The organism is Streptomyces sp. 11x1, assembly GCF_032598905.1.
In the GTDB taxonomy this organism is placed as follows: Bacteria; Actinomycetota; Actinomycetes; order Streptomycetales; family Streptomycetaceae; genus Streptomyces.
The window spans coordinates 9,426,676-9,443,631 of sequence record NZ_CP122458.1 but is presented as its reverse complement, the minus strand read 5'-3'; the positions used below and the strand labels follow the sequence as shown (position 1 = coordinate 9,443,631).

13 protein-coding genes are annotated in these 16,956 nt (G+C 71.7%); 10 read left to right on the top strand and 3 right to left on the bottom strand.

From position 1 onward, the window contains the following. Positions 1–198 precede the first annotated feature (198 nt). From P8T65_RS41515 to P8T65_RS41500, 4 genes are read left to right on the top strand one after another with little or no spacing between them, the layout of a single operon-like run. On the top strand, positions 199–1,341 hold the full coding sequence (locus tag P8T65_RS41515; protein ID WP_316730599.1) for a substrate-binding domain-containing protein: 1,143 nt from the start codon (positions 199–201) through the stop codon (positions 1,339–1,341). Next, the gene (locus P8T65_RS41510; protein WP_316730598.1) at positions 1,338–2,849 is read left to right on the top strand and encodes a sugar ABC transporter ATP-binding protein; all 1,512 of its coding nucleotides are present in this window, start codon (positions 1,338–1,340) and stop codon (positions 2,847–2,849) included. The genes P8T65_RS41515 and P8T65_RS41510 overlap by 4 nt, the downstream gene beginning before the upstream one ends. A 27-nt stretch (positions 2,850–2,876) precedes the next feature. Next, complete coding sequence (locus tag P8T65_RS41505; RefSeq protein ID WP_316730597.1) at positions 2,877–3,977, top strand: ABC transporter permease; 1,101 nt, start codon at positions 2,877–2,879, stop codon at positions 3,975–3,977. Further along, positions 3,974–5,038 (top strand): NAD(P)-dependent alcohol dehydrogenase, encoded by a 1,065-nt coding sequence (locus P8T65_RS41500; protein WP_316730596.1) that lies wholly within the window; start codon positions 3,974–3,976, stop codon positions 5,036–5,038. Before P8T65_RS41505 ends, P8T65_RS41500 begins: the two co-directional genes overlap by 4 nt. A 107-nt stretch (positions 5,039–5,145) precedes the next feature. Here P8T65_RS41500 and P8T65_RS41495 read toward each other — a convergent pair whose 3' ends face one another. From P8T65_RS41495 to P8T65_RS41485, 3 genes are all read right to left on the bottom strand, one after another. Then, a complete protein-coding gene (locus P8T65_RS41495; protein ID WP_316730595.1) occupies positions 5,146–5,931 on the bottom strand; it encodes a ThuA domain-containing protein in 786 nt (261 codons plus the stop codon). Positions 5,932–5,934: 3 nt separating this feature from the next. Next, complete coding sequence (locus tag P8T65_RS41490; RefSeq protein ID WP_316730594.1) at positions 5,935–6,699, bottom strand: SDR family oxidoreductase; 765 nt, start codon at positions 6,697–6,699, stop codon at positions 5,935–5,937. Positions 6,700–6,788: 89 nt separating this feature from the next. Next, a complete protein-coding gene (locus tag P8T65_RS41485) occupies positions 6,789–8,027 on the bottom strand; it encodes an acyl-CoA dehydrogenase family protein (protein ID WP_316730593.1) in 1,239 nt (412 codons plus the stop codon). Between the two features lie 195 nt (positions 8,028–8,222). Between P8T65_RS41485 and P8T65_RS41480 the strand changes: the two genes are divergently transcribed. From P8T65_RS41480 to P8T65_RS41455, 6 genes are all read left to right on the top strand, one after another. Then, entirely contained in the window at positions 8,223–9,761 is a 1,539-nt protein-coding gene (locus tag P8T65_RS41480; protein WP_316730592.1) for an AMP-binding protein, read from the top strand. A gap of 89 nt (positions 9,762–9,850) precedes the next feature. Further along, on the top strand, positions 9,851–10,465 hold the full coding sequence (locus P8T65_RS41475; protein ID WP_316730591.1) for a histidine phosphatase family protein: 615 nt from the start codon (positions 9,851–9,853) through the stop codon (positions 10,463–10,465). Between the two features lie 21 nt (positions 10,466–10,486). Then, positions 10,487–11,677 (top strand): acetyl-CoA C-acyltransferase, encoded by a 1,191-nt coding sequence (locus P8T65_RS41470; RefSeq protein ID WP_316730590.1) that lies wholly within the window; start codon positions 10,487–10,489, stop codon positions 11,675–11,677. 19 nt (positions 11,678–11,696) lie between these two features. Continuing rightward, positions 11,697–12,695 (top strand): PDR/VanB family oxidoreductase, encoded by a 999-nt coding sequence (locus tag P8T65_RS41465; protein ID WP_316730589.1) that lies wholly within the window; start codon positions 11,697–11,699, stop codon positions 12,693–12,695. A 92-nt stretch (positions 12,696–12,787) separates the two neighbouring features. After that, entirely contained in the window at positions 12,788–16,018 is a 3,231-nt protein-coding gene (icmF, locus tag P8T65_RS41460) for a fused isobutyryl-CoA mutase/GTPase IcmF (protein ID WP_316730588.1), read from the top strand. Positions 16,019–16,062: 44 nt separating this feature from the next. Beyond that, positions 16,063–16,923 (top strand): 3-hydroxybutyryl-CoA dehydrogenase, encoded by an 861-nt coding sequence (locus tag P8T65_RS41455; RefSeq protein WP_316730587.1) that lies wholly within the window; start codon positions 16,063–16,065, stop codon positions 16,921–16,923. Positions 16,924–16,956: the final 33 nt, after the last annotated feature.

Here is a 16,956-nt window from a genome sequence, read left to right as displayed (position 1 = left end):
TCCGACCCACTTGAGGCTGTAGTTCCTCAAAAGTTTCTCCATTGCCGGACGGTCTTTGCCGTCCCGGCCCCAGCGCCGCGGCGTCCTCGCCCCGGGGCAACACGGAATCGATCCGCCTGACCGGAGCCCGACCACCGCGGACGCGGGAGCGACGTGGGTCGCGGCAGCGCAGGCGACACCTCTCGGGAGTACTCAACGATGAGTTCCAGACCCCGTCGCACGGTCCGCCGTGCCCTCACCGCCACCGTCTCCGTCGCCTCACTGCTCGCCCTGGCGGCGTGCGGCGGCGGCAGCACTCCCGCCACCGACTCCACGCAGGCGGCCGCGCCGGGCTCCCCCGGCCTGACGGCGGCCCGCGAGGCCCTGGCGAAGTACTCCGAGCGCCCGACCGCGATCTCCGTGACCGAGCCCGTCGGCAAGAAGATCCCCAAGGGCAAGAAGATCGACTTCATCCTCTGCGGCGTCCAGTCCTGCAAGGACCTCGCCGACTTCTTCACCGAGGCCGCCGAGGAACTCGGCTGGGAAGTGAAGCAGATCGCCACCCAGGGCACCCCGGAGTCCGTCCAGGCCGCCTACGAACAGGCCCTGCGCGACAAGCCGGACGCCGTCGTCGCCTCCGGATTCCCGCGCGCCGTCTACGCCAAGCAGCTGGCCCGGCTGAAGGCCGCCGAGATCCCCGTCATCCAGTCGAACGCCGACGACCTGCTGGGCGACGGCATCTCCCTGCTCAAGAACGGGCCGGACGACGTCGGCGTCCAGGGCGAGATGCTCGCCTCATGGGTGGTGTCGAACAGTGACGCCAAGGCGAACACCGTCTACTTCGACCTTCCGGCGTACACGATCCTCAAGCCCGTCAAGGACTCCTTCGCCGCCAAGTACAAGAAGTGGTGCGACGGTTGCGGGCTGGACAACGTCGATGTGCCGATCACCGCCGTGGGCAAGGACATGCCCGACCGCGTGGTGTCGTACCTCCGGTCGCACCCGAAGGTGACCCACGTCGTCTTCTCCCTGGGCCTGCTCAACGTGGGCGTGCCGACCGCGCTGAAGACCGCCGGCATCACCGGCAAGCGCATCGTCGTCAACGTCGGTGACGCGCAGAACTACCAGTACATCCAGAGCGGTCTCACCGACGGCGCGATGGCGCTCAACTCCCACGAGACGGCCTGGCTGCAGGCCGACGCACTGGCCCGGCACTTCACCGGCCAGCCCATGGACGTGGACCAGAAGGCCGCACTGCCCAACATGCTCGTCACCAAGGACAACCTGCCCTCGGCCGACGGCGACTTCCCGATCGTCGAGGACTACCAGGCGCAGTTCAAGGCGCTGTGGGGGCTGAGTTGACCGGGCCGGTGCTCCGGGTGGCCGCCCTGTCGAAGAGATTCGGCGGCACCCAGGCACTCGCGGACGTCGATCTGGAGGTCTCGCCGGGCGAGATCCACGCCCTGATCGGGCCCAACGGCTCCGGCAAGTCCACCCTCATCAAGATCCTCGCCGGCTACCACCACGCGGAGCCCGGCGCCGTGGCCGAACTCGACGGTGAGCCCTTCGACCTCGGCCAGGTCACGGCTTCCCGGCACGACCGGCTCCGCTTCGTCCACCAGGAGCTGGGGCTGGTGGGCGAGTTGAGCGCCATCGACAACCTCGCGCTCAGCCATGGCTTCGCCCGCACGGCCTTCGGCAACATCCGCTGGCCGGAGATGGAGCGGCGCACGAGCGCCCTCGTCGAGCGGTTCGGCCTCGGTATCGACGTACGCCGGCCGCTGGCGACGGCGACCCCCGTCCAGCGCACGGTGGTGGCCATCGCCGCCGCGCTGCAGGGCTGGGAGGGCCGGCGCGGTGTCCTGGTGCTCGACGAGCCGACCGCCGTACTGCCGCCCGGCGAGGTGGCCCGCCTCTTCGACATCGTGCGCGAGGTCCGCGACGCGGGCGCCGGCGTCCTGTACGTCTCGCACCGCATGGACGAGATCTTCGCGCTCGCCGACCGGGTCACCGTGATCCGCGGCGGACGCCGGATCGCCACCCGCCCGGTCGCCGAGCTCACCCCGCGTGCGCTGGCGGAGCTGATGGCGGGCGAGGAGATGGAGACCGACCACCGTCCCCCGCCCCCTTCGAGCCGCGCCGACCCGGTGCTGGAGGTCAGGGACCTGTGGGCCGGGCCCCTGCGGGGCGTCGGGTTCGACCTGGCCGGAGGCGAGCGTCTGGGCATCACCGGCCTGGCCGGCTCCGGCCACGAGATCGTGCCGTACGCGGTGTGCGGGGCCCATGCCGGGCGGGTGAGCGGCAGGCTGCGGCTGCCCCGGCGCTCCGAGGGGTGGACGCGGGCGCGCGACGCCGACGGTCTGGGCCTTCCCCTGGTTCCCGCGGACCGGGCGGGCGAGGGCGTGATCGGCGACTTCTCGGTCGGCGAGAACCTCACCCTGCCGCTCCTGGGCCGGTTGCGCGCCCGTTCCGGGCGGCTGCGCCGACGCCACGAGTCCGCCCTGGTGGAGGACTGGATCCGGCGGGTCGGTGTCCGGACGGCCGGCCGCGGGGCGCGGATCACCACGCTGAGCGGCGGCAACCAGCAGAAGGTCGTGATGGCCCGCTGTCTGGCACAGCGCCCGCCGGTGCTGGCGCTGTGCGAACCCACGGCGGGCGTGGACATCGCCACCCGTCTGCAGCTGTACGACCTGATAGAGCGGCAGGCCGGCGAGGGCATGGGCGTCATCGTGTCCTCCACCGACACACAGGACCTGCTCGCCCTGTGCACCCGCGTCCTGGTGGTGCGGGACGGCCGGATCGCACGGGAGATCAGCGGCCGGGACATCACCGAGTCCGCGCTCGTGCACGCCATGGAAGGAACCGAGTGACATGTGTCCTGGAAGGAACCGAGTGACATGACGTCCACCCCGACCCGGGCGGCGGGGCTCCCGCCGTCCGCACCGGAGAGATCCATGGTGTCCGTACCGGGGACAGCGGTCCGACGGGCGGTGGCCGCCCTGTCGTTCCGGAACATCGGCGCCGTGTACGTGTGGCTGGTCATCGTCGTGCTCTTCTCCGTGTGGGCGCCGGACACGTTCCCTACCGCCATCACGGTCAAGCAGGTGCTGAACGGCAACGCCGTGGCGGGCCTGGTGGCCCTCAGCGTCGTACCGCCGCTGGCCGCACGGGTCTTCGACCTCTCGATCGCCTACACCATGTCGCTCACCAGCGTGCTGACCGCCTATTTCATGGTCTCTGCCGGGCTCGGTCCCGGCACGGCCATCGCCCTGGCGATGACCGCCGCGCTGCTGATCGGGGTGGTCAACGGCATCGTGGTGGTGGTCCTGCGCGTCGACTCGTTCATCGCCACCCTGGCGACCGGCGCGCTGATCCAGTCCCTGATCACCATGGTCACCAATGACAGCTCGATCACCGGTGTGCAGCTGCTCGCCGAGCCGTTCGCGAGCATCGCCCAGCTGGACGCGGGCGGTATCACGCTGCCGGTCCTATATCTGCTGCTCGCCGCCGTCGCCATCTGGTTCCTGCTGGAACACACCGCCACCGGGCGCCGGTTGTACGCGACCGGTTTCAACGCGGACGCCGCCCGGCTGCAGGGGGTGCGCACGGACCGGCTGCGCTTCCTGACCCTGGTGGCCTCCGCGCTGCTCTCCGGCTTCGCCGGCGTCGTCTTCGCGTCCTCCGTCGGCTCCGGCTCGCCCACCGCGGGCACCCCGTACCTGCTGGCGGCGTACGCCGCCGCGTTCGTCGGGGCGACCCAGTTGCGGGCGGGCCGCTTCAACGCCTGGGGCACGGTCCTCGCGGTCCTCCTGCTCGGCACCGGCATCACCGGACTCGGGCTCGCCACCAGCGCGCAGTGGGCCGCGAGCCTGTTCACCGGCTCGGTCCTCATCGTGGCGCTGGTCCTCACGGGTGGCAGGGTCGCCCTGCCCGCCGTTCTGCGCCGCCGGACGGGGGCCCGTCAGGAGGAGACCACCAGCGAGGAGGTCCGACGATGAAAGCGGTTCAGTACCGACGGGTGGGGCACGCCCCCGAGGTGGTGGAGGTTCCGGTGCCGGAACCCGGCCCGGGCCAGGTGCTGCTGAAGGTGACGGCGGCGGGGCTGTGCCACTCCGACCTGGCGGTGATGGGCTGGCCCGAGGACCAGTTCCCCTACGCGCTGCCGATGACGCTCGGTCACGAGGGTGTCGGGACGGTGGCGGCGGTGGGCTCCGGAGTGACCGCCGTGGTGGAGGGCGAGGCGGTGGCGGTGTACGGGCCGTGGGGCTGCGGGCGCTGTCACAAGTGCGCCGAGGGCAAGGAGAACTGCTGCGCGTACGCCGCCGGGCTCGGCATCCTGCCGCCGGGTCTCGGCCGGCCCGGGGCCCTGGCGGAGTACATGCTGGTGGACTCGGTCCGCCACCTGATTCCGCTGGACGGGGTCGACCCCGTCCAGGCCGCGCCCCTCACCGACGCCGGGCTGACCCCGTACCACGCGATCCGCAGATCACTGCCGAAGCTGCTGCCCGGCAGCACGGCGGTGGTGATCGGCGTGGGCGGTCTGGGACATCTCGCCGTGCAGCTGTTGCGCGCGCTGACCCCGGCCCGGGTGGTCGCCCTCGACGTGAGCACGGAGAAGCTGGAGCTGGCACGCAAGGTCGGCGCCCATGAGGCACTGCTCTCCGACGGCGAGGCGGCCGCGCGGCTGCGGGAACTCACCGGCGGTACGGGAGCGGAGGTCGTCCTGGACTTCGTGGGAGCCGAGGCGACCCTGGCGGTGGCCGCCGCGTCGGTGGCGGTGGAGGGCGATGTCGCCGTCGTCGGCCTCGGCGGCGGCACGCTGGCCGTCGGCTTCGGCGGCGGGCTGCCGTTCGAGGTGTCGGCCGCCTTCCCCTACTGGGGCAGTCGGACGGAACTCATGGAGGTCCTGGAGCTCGCGCGGCAGGGTCTGGTGTCCTCGCACGTCGAGACCTTCACGCTCGACCAGGCACCCGAGGCGTACGAGCGTCTGCACGCCGGGGAGATCAGCGGCCGCGCGGTGGTACTGCCGCACGGCCCACTCAGCCCGTCCGGCGTGTGAGGACAGGGCACGTTCAGGGCCGGAGCGGGGGTCTGGGGACGCAGCCCCCAGGGACGGGAACGGGTAGGGGCGGCGGGGGCGAAATCCTCCGGCCGCCCCCGCCGCGCTCAACCGCCCGCCGCCCCCCGCACACCCACCGTCCGCTCCACGCACCGCCGCAGCACCGTCAGGAACTCCGGTGTCCGCCAGGGGCCCCGGTCCACGCTCCCCGTGTCGTCCACCCCGAGGTCCTGCACGTCGTAGCGCCCCCGGCAGTGGCCGAGGGTGAAGTAGCAGACCTCGCCCCGGCCGTGGCGCTTGAGGTACAGCACCGGGCGGGGCGCGTCGTCGAGGGCCGCCGAGTCGCCCTCGTCGAAACCGCGACACGGTCCCGTGTACTCGGCGTGCAGCAGTACCTCCAGCTCCCCGTGCAGCTCGCACACGTACAGCTCGTCGGTGACCGTGAACGGCCCGATCCCGGCGACCAGCGGATGGTCGGGCCGGGTCACCCGCACCTGGTACGGCTCGATCGGCGGGTGGGCCAGGAACTGGCTGCCGAGCACCTGCGCCAGTTCGCCGAGGAGCCGTGGCGTGGTGAACACCCGCGGCCCGGCGCCCGTCGACGGCTCGATCACCGCGTTGGTGCCGTGCAGGGCGAGCCAGCGCCCGCCCCGCTCGACGAACCGCGCCAGGGCGGCCCGCTGAGCCGGGCGGGGCCGGACGTCGCAGGTGTAGGTGACCAGCAGGTCGGCCGCGTCGAGGGCGGCCTCGCAGGCGTAGTCCTGGTACACCGTGGTGCGCACGCGGGGATGCTCACCGAGCAGTTCCAGCAGCCGCAGCCGCGCGTGGTCGAAGTCGTGCCATCGGCCGCCGCAGACCAGTACGGCGTCCAGGCGGCCGGCCGGGCCCGCCACGGCTCAGTACTGGACGCGGGTGAGCAGCCCGCCGTCCACCACGAGGTTGACCCCGACGCAGAAGGAGCCGCTCCGCCCGAGCAGGAACGCCACTGCCGCGGCCACGTCCTCCGCGGTGCCGTAACGGCCGATCGGCAGCTTGGCGAGGACCTCCTCGTACACCTCGGGGCGGCTGGTGCGGATGGTCTCCCAGGCGCCGCCGGGGAAGTCGATCGGGCCGGGCGAGACGGTGTTGACGCGGATGCCCTTCGGGGCGAGGGCGTGCGCGAGGGCCGAGGCGTGCTGGACGACGGCCGCCTTGAGCGCGGAGTAGGAGTTCGCTCCGGCCGGACGCGCGGTGTCGGAGGCGTTGGTGGTGCCGATGGCCACGACCGCGGCCCGGTCGGAGGCCTCCAGGTGCGGCAGCGCCGCCTCGACGAGTCCCGCGAACGGGATCAGGTCGCCGCGCAGGCTGGCCTCCCACGACTCGGGGCCCTTCATGTTGCCCGCCGACACGTTGGACACCAGCAGGTCCAGGCCGCCGAGTTCGGCGGCCGACCGCTCCACGAAGCCCGCGAGGGCGGCCGGGTCGGTGACATCCACCGCTTCCGCGAACACGGTGGCCCCCTCGGCCCGGAGTTCGGCGGCGGCCTTGGCCAGCCCCTCCTCGCCGCGGGCGCACAGCGCCAGCGAGCAGCCCTCGGCCGCCAGGGTGGCGGCGACAGCCCGGCCGATTCCCCGGCTCGCCCCGGTCACCAGCGCCTTCGCGCCCGTCAGTCCCAGATCCATCGATGTCACTCCTTTGTGATTGTGCGAACGAATCCCGGTCTCGCAGTCACCGGGACAGACCCCTCAGTCACCTCAGTCCCTCAGTCACCTCAGTCACCGGGCAGCTGCGAGAAGGGCGCCCGGTCCGCCCGCGGCTCCGGCGGCAGCTTCAGCACGCGCTCGCCGATCAGGTTGCGCTGGATCTGGTCGGTACCTCCGGCCAGCCGGTAGCCGGGGGCACCGAGCAGGTGCTGGGTCCAGGCGAAGGCGCCCGGTTCCCCGGTGTCGGCGCTGATCCGCGCTCCCATCAGCTCGGCGGCGACCTGTCCCGTGCGGGTCATGAGCTCGGAGGCCATGAGTTTGGTCAACGACGCCTCCGGGCCCGGCCGGCCGCCGGCGGCGCTCGTCCTGGCGACCCGGTCGACGGTTGCCGCCCTCAGAGCGGTACGTACGTACAGGTCGGCGAGGCGCTGGCGGACCAGCGGGTCCCCGCTGCGGCCGAGGGAGCGGGCGAGGGCGAGGACGTCCGGAAAGGTGCCGCCCTTGCGGCGGTTGCCGCTGCCGGAGGCGGTCCGCTCGAAGGCGAGGGTGGCGGTGGCGACCTCCCAGCCCTGGCCCGGTCGCCCGATCCGGAGCCGGTCCGGGACGCGTACGTCGGTCAGGAAGACCTCGTTGAAGGAGGCGCCGCCACTCATCTGACGGATGGGCCGCACCTCGACGCCGGGCGCGTCCAACGGGACCAGGAAGGCGGTGATGCCGGCCTGTTTGACGACGTCCGGTTCGGTGCGGGCGAGCAGCAGACCGTAGTCGGCGAACTGGGCGCCCGAGGTCCACACCTTCTGGCCGTCGACCACCCAGTCGTCGCCTTCCGCCCGAGCGCGGGTGCGCAGGGCGGCGAGGTCGGATCCGGCGGCGGGCTCGCTGAAGAGCTGGCAGGCCAGCAGGTCGGTGCGCAGGAAGGCGCGTGCGTAGTGGTCGCGCTGCTCGGCCGTGCCGAACAGGGAGACGGCCATCGCGACCAGGCGCACGGTGACGCTGATCAGCTCAGTGGACGGCGGCACCTCGAAGGCGGACTCCTCCTGGGCGAAGACCGCCGCGTGGGCGGCGGTCAGGCCCGCGCCGCCCTTGTCCGCGGGGAGCGTCAGCGCCTGGTAGCCGGCGTCGAAGCGGGCGCGCTGGTAGGCGCGGCAGCGTTCCAGCAGCAGGCGTTCCTCGTCCTCCGGGAGGTTGTGGAACACGGCGAGGTCGGCGGCCGATCCGGCGGACTGCGGCGTCCGCGCCGGTTCGAGCACGGTGGCCAGCCACTGCCGGACCTGTGTGCGCCAGGCGTCCGGATCGGGCTGTGACATGGCTCCTCCTCGGGCACTTACCAGACGAAAGATTGAGTAAGAGGGAGTGGAGCGTGGGCCGCACTCACGGTTAGAGCATGCGGTAATGGCTCCGTCTGGGATCAGAGTGTTCCGCACTTTCTTGATAAACGCTACAGTCTCGGCATCCGTCCTCCCCTCGAATCGGGAGAGGACCGAGGAGCCGCCGGAGGAGCCATGTCGCTGCTGCCACTCGACCACCGCGCCCAGGAGACACCGGACGAACCCGCCCTCGCGGACGACCTGAACGTGCTGTGCTGGTCCGGACTCGTCGACCAGGTCGCGCGAGCGGCGGCCCGGATGCTGGAGTTCGCGCCCGGCCCCGACGACCGGATCGCCGTCCTCGGCGACAACGCGATCCCGACGCTGGTGGCCCATCTCGCCGGCCTGCGGGCCGGGGTCGGGACCGTGGCCACGTCCCGGAACCTCACGTCGGGGGAGCTCGTCGACCAGATCATCGACGCGCGTGTGACCGGGATCATCGCCGGGCCCGCCGGCGCGGGCGCCGCCCTCGACGCGGCACGGGAACTGGGCCTGCCGCTGGTGACGCACGGGACCGCGCCGATCGGGCACGCCTTCGACTGGGACCTGTGGCTGGCGGCCGCACCCGCCGGACACGCCCTTCCCACGGACCGGCCCGCCCGGCCTCCGCTCGTCTACACCTCGGGCACCACCGGACGGGCGCGCGGCACCGAGGTGCGCTGGGTGAGCGGCCCGGTCGCCGACGCCTCCGCCTACCTCGCCGCTGTGTCCGCCCGGCCCGGGTTCCCTCCGGGACCCCACCTGGTGTGCGGCCCCCTGCAGCACAACGCGCCGCTGACCTCGCTGCGGCACCTGGCGGCGGGGCAGCCGGTGGTCGTCCTGGGCAGGTTCGGCGCGGAGGCGTTCCTCCACCGGGTGCAGAGGTGGGGGGTCTCCTCGACGGTGATGGTGCCCACCCACTTCCAACGGCTGCTCGCCCTTCCGGACGAGGTCCGCGCACGGTACGACGTCTCCAGCCTCCGGCAGGTCTCCCACACCGGCTCCGCGTGTCCACCGGACGTGAAGCGAGCCATGATCGACTGGTTCGGTCCGGTGCTGACGGAGTCGTACGGCGCGAGCGAGGCGGGAACCGTGGCGCGCATCAGCAGCACCGAATGGCTGGCCCACCCGGGATCCGTCGGACGCGTCCGGTCCCCGTTCGAGGTGCTGGTCACCGGTGACGACGGCCGGGTACTGCCGCCCGGCGAGCACGGGCTGCTCGCCTTCCGGGCGCCCGAGGACCAGGGCGTGCGCTATCACGCGGACCCGGACAAGACCAGGTCCGCCTACCTCTCCCCCGGCGTCTTCACACTCGGCGACATCGGCTTCGTCGACGCGGACGGCTACATCTTCATCACCGACCGCGCCGCCGACGTCGTCGTCTCCGGCGGGGTCAACCTCTACCCGGCGGAGAGCGAGGCGGTGCTGCGGCAGCACCCGGCGGTCGCCGAGGTCGCGGTCATCGGCGTGCCCGACCCGGACTTCGGTGAGTCCCTGCGGGCCCTGGTCGTGGCGGCGGCCGACGAGCCGCCGGCCGCCGAGCTGGACCTGTTCTGCCGCGAACGCCTCGCCGCCTACAAATGCCCGAAGTCCTACGAGTTCGTCCCCGAACTCCTGCGCAACGCCATGGGCAAGCTCGACAAACGCGCGATGCGCCGCCCCTACTGGGGCTCGGAACGGACCATCGCCGGCTGAACACGCCCGCCCCGTCGCCTTCCGGCCGGCCCGCCTCCCCCTTCCCGACCTTCCCGCTCTCCCGCCTTCTCTCGCACGAAGGATCACCCATGACCGAACTTCTCCTCGTCCGGCACGGCCTCCCGATGGCAGGCGTGTTCGACCCGGGGCTCTCGCCCGAGGGCACGGCCCAGGCCGAGCGCGCCGCCGCCTGGCTCGCGCACGAGCACCTCGACGCCCTCTACTCCAGTCCGTTCCGGCGCGCCCGCGAGACCGTGGCGCCCCTGGAACGGCTCACTGGCATGACCGCCACCGTCCTGGACGACCTGCGGGAGTGGGACACCGACGTCTCGCACCCCTACACGCCGCCCGAGCAGATACAGCGGGACGACCCCCGGTCGGTGGCGCTCTCCGAGGGACGGTACGAGGACTTCGTACCGGACCTGGACTGGGACGCCTTCCGCGCGCGTGCCGTACGCGCCACGGCCACCATTCTCGACGCGCACCCCGGCGAGCGGGTCGCCGCCGTGTGCCACGGCGGAATCATCAACACGTATCTCGCGACGATGCTCGGCCTGCCCACGATGTTCTGGTTCCACCCCGGCTACACCTCGGTCAGCCGCGTGCGGCGGATGCCGGGCGGACGCCTCGTCCTGCACTCGGTCAACGAGACGGCCCACCTGATCGCCGAGCGCGCCGTCGACGCGGCCGCCGGATCCCTCTGACCCACCCAAGGAGGTCCCGCCATGCCCGGATCCGTCATCGTCGCCGGAACCAGGACACCCATCGGCAAACTGATGGGCACCCTGAGCCCCCTGTCCGCGGTCGACCTCGGCGCCCACGCCATCGGCGCGGCCCTGTCCGCCGCCCACCTGGATCCGGCGGCCGTGGAGGCCGTCGTCATGGGCCATGTCGTGCAGGCGGGGGCCGGACCCAACTCGGCCCGGCAGGCCGCGATCCGCGCCGGCATCCCGTTCTCCGTCCCCGCGAGCACCGTCAACAAGCTCTGCCTGTCCGGTCTGCACGCCATCGCCCTGGCCGACCTCATGATCACCTCCGGACGTCATGAGGTCGTCGTCGCCGGTGGCATGGAGTCCATGTCCGGCGCCCCGCATCTGCTGCGCGGAGCCCGCACCGGCTGGAAGTACGGTTCGACGGCGGTGGAGGACGCCCTCGACCGCGACGCTCTCGTCTGCGCCTTCGACGGCGTCTCCATGGGCGCGGCCACCGAGCGCTACCAGCAGCCGTTCGCCCTGACCCGCGAGGAGCAGGACGAGTACAGCGCGCTGTCCCACCGAAGAGCCGCCCTCGCGCAGGAGTCGGGCGCGTTGTCCGAGGAGATCACCCCGGTCGTCGTGGCCGGACGCCGGGGAGAGACGGTGGTGGACACCGACGAGGGCGTACGGCCCGGGAGCACCGCCGAGGGGCTCGGGCGCCTGCGGCCGGCCTTCTCCGGCGCGGGCACCATCACGGCGGGCAACTCGTCCCAGCTCTCCGACGGCGCCGCGGCCGTCGTCGTGATGAGCGCGGAACGCGCCCGGTGGGAGGGCCTGACGCCGCTCGCCGAGATCGGCGCCTACGGCACGGTCGCGGGCCCGGATCCCTCGCTCCTGGTCCAGCCGGCGGGCGCGGTCCGCGACGCCCTGACCCGGGACGGCCGGCTGAAGGCCACCGATCTGGACCTGTTCGAGATCAACGAGGCGTTCGCGGGAGTGGCCCTGGCGTCGCTGCGGGAGCTGGACATCCCCCTGGACAAGGTGAACGTGGGCGGCGGAGCGATCGCGCTCGGGCACCCGGTCGGCATGACCGGAGCCCGGCTGGTGCTGACTCTCGCGGCGCAACTGCGCAGGCGCGGAGGCGGCAGCGGAGCGGCCGCCCTGTGCGGGGGCGGCGGCCAGGGCGACGCGCTGTTGCTGCATGTACCGACACCCGCCTGAGCCCCCGGAGCCGACCCCCATGAACGACCGACTGCCCCCGATCGACACGACCCTCACCGTGGCGAGCCGCAACATCGCCGCCGACGGCGTGGTCTGCCTCACCCTTCGCCGCCCCGACGGCGGTCCGCTGGCCTCCTGGACGCCGGGCGCCCATGTCGACGTATTCCTGAACAGCGAGAACGGCAAGTCCGGCGACGGTGACGGCCACGGCGGTCTGATCCGTCAGTACTCCCTGTGCGGGCACCCGGCCGAACGCGAGGCGTGGCAGATCGCCGTGCTGCGCGAGCCTCAGGGGCGCGGAGGCTCCGCGTACATCCACGACCACCTGCGCGAAGGCGACACCGTGCGGGTCCGCGGACCACGGAACAACTTCCCGCTGCGGCCCGCCGCACGCCATCTGTTCATCGCCGGCGGCGTCGGTATCACGCCCATCCTCCCCATGGTCGAGGCCGCGGCGGCCGCGGGGGCCGAATGGCGGCTGCTGTACGGGGGCCGCACCCGCACCTCGATGGCGTTCCTGGACCGCCTCGCCCCGTACGGGGACCGTGTGGTCATCCGTCCGCAGGACGAATACGGCCTGCTGGATCTCGCCGCCCACCTCGGCGAGCCCGAGGAGAACACCCTCGTGCACGCCTGCGGTCCCGAACCCCTGCTGCGGGCGGTGCGGGAGCAGTGCGCGGGCTGGCCGCCCGGCGCCCTGGGCGTCGAACGGTTCGCCCCGTCGGCACCGACGGCGGAAGCCGGCCCGGCCGAGGCCTTCGAGCTGGAACTCGCCCGTTCGGGGCTCACCCTCACCGTGCCCCCGGACCGCTCGGTGCTCGAAACCCTGGAGGAGGCCGGCGTCGCGGTCGACTTCTCCTGCCGGGAAGGCACCTGCGGCACCTGCGAGACCGATGTGCTCGACGGCACACCCGACCACCGCGACGCGCTGCTGACCGAGGAGGAGCGGGCCGCCGGGGACACCATGCTCATCTGCGTCTCCCGCTCGTGCGGGCCACGCCTCGTCCTCGATCTGTGACAGCGATCACCTCCGCAATTTACTAGGACGTCCTAGTATTTCTTCGTACCTCTTTCGTCCTGCAGCACCCCACCCTGCCCGGGAAGGCCCTCATGAGCGATCAGCATCGACCCGTGCACCCCGTCCGCCTGGTCACCGCTTCGGCTCTGTTCGACGGGCACGACGCGTCGATCAACATCATGAGGCGGATCTTCCAGTCCCAGGGCGCCGAGGTGATCCACCTCGGACACAACCGGTCGGTGCGGGAGGTCGTGGACGCGGCGCTGGAGGAGGACGCGCACGGTGTGGCGGTCTCCTCCTACCAGGGCGGGCACGTCGAGTACTTCGAGTACCTGGTCGAGTCGTTGCGCGCGCAGGGAGCGGAGCACATCCGGGTGGTGGGCGGCGGAGGCGGCGTCATCGTGCCCGCCGAGATCACCCGGTTGCGCGGGAGCGGGGTGACCATCTTCTCCCCGGAGGACGGGCAGCGGATGGGCCTGGCCGGGATGGTCAACTCGGTGGTGCGGGACTGCGACTTCGACCTCTGGGACGACAGGCCGGCCGACGCGGCCGCCGTGCTCGCCGGTGACCGGTTCGCGATCGCCCGCGCCATCACCGGCGCCGAACTCGGCAAGCTGCCTCCCGACTTCCTGGAGCGCCTGCGTGCCACCGCCGCGGCCCGGGTCGTGCCGGTGCTGGGCATCACCGGCACCGGCGGCTCGGGCAAGTCCTCGCTGACCGACGAGTTGGTGCGCCGCTTCCGTGTCGACCAGCGGGACAAGCTGCGGACCGCGGTGATCGCGGTCGACCCGACCCGTCGCCGTGGCGGCGGCGCGCTGCTCGGCGACCGGATCCGGATGAACTCCCTGGACGGGGACCGGGTGTTCTTCCGGAGTCTGGCCACCCGCGGCAGCCACGAGCTGCCCGAGCACCTGTCCGACGTGATCGACGTCGTGAAGGCCGCCGGGTTCGACCTGGTGATCGTCGAGACGCCGGGCATCGGCCAGGGCGACGCGGCGATCGTGCCGTTCGTGGACACCTCGCTGTACGTGATGACGCCGGAGTTCGGTGCCGCCTCGCAGCTGGAGAAGATCGACATGCTCGACTTCGCCGACGTCGTGGCGATCAACAAGTTCGAGCGGCGCGGCGCCAAGGACGCCCTGCGCGATGTCGGCCGCCAACTGGTCCGCAACCGGGAGGCGTTCGACAAGCGGCCCGAGGACATGCCGGTGTACGGCACCTCGGCGGCGACCTTCAACGACGACGGGGTCACCGCGCTCTACCAGCACCTGCGGACCGACCTGGCCGGGAAGGGGCTGCCGCTGTCGGAGGGCGCGCTGGCACCGGTCGACGTGCGCCACTCCTCGGGCATCCGCCAGGTGGTCCCGGCCGACCGGGTGCGCTATCTCGCCGAGATCACCGACACCGTCCGTACGTACCACGCGGACACCGGGAGGCTGGCCGAGGCGGCCCGGCGGGTGCAGCGACTGGAGGCGGTAGAGGCCGAGCTCGTCGAGGCGGGCGCCGACGCGGGGAACGTCCGGGCGCTGCTCGACGACGCCGTCAGGCGGCTCCCGCACGAGGTCAGGGAGCAGATCGGCGCATGGCCCGCCGTCATCGCCTCCTACTCCGGCGACGAGCAGGTGGTGAAGGTCCGGGACAAGGAGATCCGCACCCGGCTGACCCGCGAGTCCCTGTCGGGGAACAAGGTTCCTCGCGTCGCCCTGCCCCGGTTCTCCGACCACGGGGAGCTGGTGCGGTTCTGGCGCCGGGAGAACCTGCCGGGCTACTTCCCCTTCACGGCAGGGGTGTTCCCCTTCAAGCGCGACGGCGAGGACCCGGCGCGGATGTTCGCCGGCGAGGGCGATCCGTTCCGCACCAACCGCCGGTTCAAGCTGCTCTCCGAGGGGCAGCCGGCCACCCGGCTGTCCACCGCCTTCGACTCGGTGACGCTCTACGGCCGCGACCCGGACGAACGTCCCGACATCTACGGCAAGGTCGGCACCTCCGGTGTGTCGGTGGCCACGCTGGACGACATGAAGGCGCTCTACGACGGCTTCGACCTCGTCGCTCCGACCACGTCGGTCTCCATGACCATCAACGGACCCGCGCCGACCATCCTGGCGTTCTTCCTCAACACCGTCATCGACCAACAGGCCGACAGGTTCCGTGCCGCCGAGGGCCGTGATCCGTCGCCGGACGAGGCGGCCGAGCTGCGCGCGCACGCGCTGGCGAACGTCCGCGGCACGGTGCAGGCCGACATCCTCAAGGAGGACCAGGGCCAGAACACCTGCCTGTTCTCCACCGAGTTCTCGCTGCGGATGATGGCCGACATCCAGGAGTGGTTCATCACGAACCGCGTCCGCAACTTCTACTCGGTGTCGATCTCCGGCTACCACATCGCCGAGGCCGGGGCGAACCCCATCAGCCAGCTGGCGTTCACCCTGGCCAACGGGTTCACCTACGTCGAGGCCTACCTCGCCCGGGGCATGGACATCGACGACTTCGCCCCGAACCTGTCGTTCTTCTTCTCCAACGGCATGGACCCCGAGTACTCCGTCCTCGGCCGGGTCGCCCGCCGTATCTGGGCCGTCGCGATGAAGGACAAGTACGGGGCCAACGAGCGCTCCCAGAAGCTGAAGTACCACGTGCAGACCTCCGGCCGCTCCCTGCACGCCCAGGAGATGAACTTCAACGACATCCGCACGACGCTGCAGGCACTCATCGCGATCTACGACAACTGCAACAGCCTGCACACCAACGCCTACGACGAGGCGGTCACCACCCCCACCGAGGACTCGGTCCGCAGGGCCCTGGCCATCCAGCTGATCATCAACCGGGAGTGGGGCCTGGCCATGAACGAGAACCCGCTGCAGGGTTCGTTCGTCATCGACGAGCTCACCGACCTGGTCGAGGAAGCGGTGCTCCTGGAGTTCGAGCGGATCAGCGAGCGCGGCGGCGTCCTCGGTGCCATGGAGACCGGCTACCAGAGGGGCCGTATCCAGGACGAGTCGATGCTCTACGAGCAGCGCAAGCACGACGGCACCCTGCCCATCATCGGCGTCAACACCTTCCGCAACGCCCACGCCGACACGGCCGAGCCGGGTGTCATCGAGCTGGCGCGCGCGACCGAGGACGAGAAGCAGTCCCAGCTGCGACGCGTGCGCACCTGTCAGTCGCGCCATCGCGACGACGCTCACACGGCCCTGACCGCCCTCAAGGACGCGGCCATGGACGGCCGCAACGTCTTCGCCGTACTCATGGACGCCGCCAGGGTCTGCTCGCTCCAGCAGATCACCGAGGCCTTCTTCGAGGTCGGCGGCCAGTACCGCCGCAACGTGTGATCCATCCCGTGGACCACGTAGCGGCTCATCAGAGAGGACCTCAGATGGATCCCGTCACCCGGCTCGGCGTCGTCGGATGCGGCCTCATGGGCTCCGGCATCGCCGAAGTCGCCGCCCGCGTCGGCATCGACGTCCGTGTGGCCGAGGCCACACCGGACGCGCTAGAGGCAGGCCGCCGCCGACTCACCGCCTCCCTGGACCGAGGCGTACGGCGCGGCAAGCTCGGCGAGGAGCAGCGAGACCAGGCCCTCGCCCGGCTGTCCTTCACCCATGACCTCAGCGACATGGCCGACCGCCAGTTCGTCATCGAGGCCGTCGCCGAGAACCGCGACATCAAGGCCGACGTCCTGCGCACCCTGGACAAAGCGGTCGAGGACCCCGCGGCGGTCCTGGCCACCAACACCTCCTCGATCCCCGTCGTCGATCTCGCGGTCGTCACCCAGCGACCCGCGCAGGTCATCGGCATGCACTTCTTCAACCCCGTGCCCGTACAGCGGTTGGTCGAGCTCATTCCCGCTCTCACCACAGGCGCGGACACCGTGCGGCGCACCCGCGGCCTGGCCGAGCAGTTGGGGAAACAGGCCATCCAGGCGCCCGACCGCTCCGGCTTCGTGGTCAACGCCCTCCTGGTGCCGTACCTGCTCAGCGCGGTACGGATGGTGGAGTCGGGTGCCGCGCGGCCGGAGGACATCGACCGGGGCATGGAACTCGGATGCGCCCACCCCATGGGGCCGTTGCGCCTGCTCGACCTCATCGGCCTCGACACGGCGCAGTCCGTGGCGGAGTCGATGTACGAGGAGTTCAAGGAGCCGCTTTACGCGCCTCCGGCCCTCCTGCGCCGCATGGTGGCCGCCGGCCACCTCGGCCGCAAGAGCGGACGCGGTTTCCACATCTACGACGCCTGACGCCTGGTGGCCCGACGGTGGTCGCCCCGCACG

What these genes read in the sequence shown, in the direction of transcription:
- icmF (WP_316730588.1), top strand. Translation starts at nt 12,788, where the DNA reads ATGAGCGATCAGCATCGACCCGTGCACCCCGTCCGCCTGGTCACCGCT.
- P8T65_RS41500 (WP_316730596.1), top strand. Translation starts at nt 3,974, where the DNA reads ATGAAAGCGGTTCAGTACCGACGGGTGGGGCACGCCCCCGAGGTGGTG.
- P8T65_RS41470 (WP_316730590.1), top strand. Translation starts at nt 10,487, where the DNA reads ATGCCCGGATCCGTCATCGTCGCCGGAACCAGGACACCCATCGGCAAA.
- P8T65_RS41475 (WP_316730591.1), top strand. Translation starts at nt 9,851, where the DNA reads ATGACCGAACTTCTCCTCGTCCGGCACGGCCTCCCGATGGCAGGCGTG.
- P8T65_RS41480 (WP_316730592.1), top strand. Translation starts at nt 8,223, where the DNA reads ATGTCGCTGCTGCCACTCGACCACCGCGCCCAGGAGACACCGGACGAA.
- P8T65_RS41515 (WP_316730599.1), top strand. Translation starts at nt 199, where the DNA reads ATGAGTTCCAGACCCCGTCGCACGGTCCGCCGTGCCCTCACCGCCACC.
- P8T65_RS41465 (WP_316730589.1), top strand. Translation starts at nt 11,697, where the DNA reads ATGAACGACCGACTGCCCCCGATCGACACGACCCTCACCGTGGCGAGC.
- P8T65_RS41490 (WP_316730594.1), bottom strand. Translation starts at nt 6,699, where the DNA reads ATGGATCTGGGACTGACGGGCGCGAAGGCGCTGGTGACCGGGGCGAGC.
- P8T65_RS41455 (WP_316730587.1), top strand. Translation starts at nt 16,063, where the DNA reads ATGGATCCCGTCACCCGGCTCGGCGTCGTCGGATGCGGCCTCATGGGC.
- P8T65_RS41505 (WP_316730597.1), top strand. Translation starts at nt 2,877, where the DNA reads ATGACGTCCACCCCGACCCGGGCGGCGGGGCTCCCGCCGTCCGCACCG.
- P8T65_RS41485 (WP_316730593.1), bottom strand. Translation starts at nt 8,027, where the DNA reads ATGTCACAGCCCGATCCGGACGCCTGGCGCACACAGGTCCGGCAGTGG.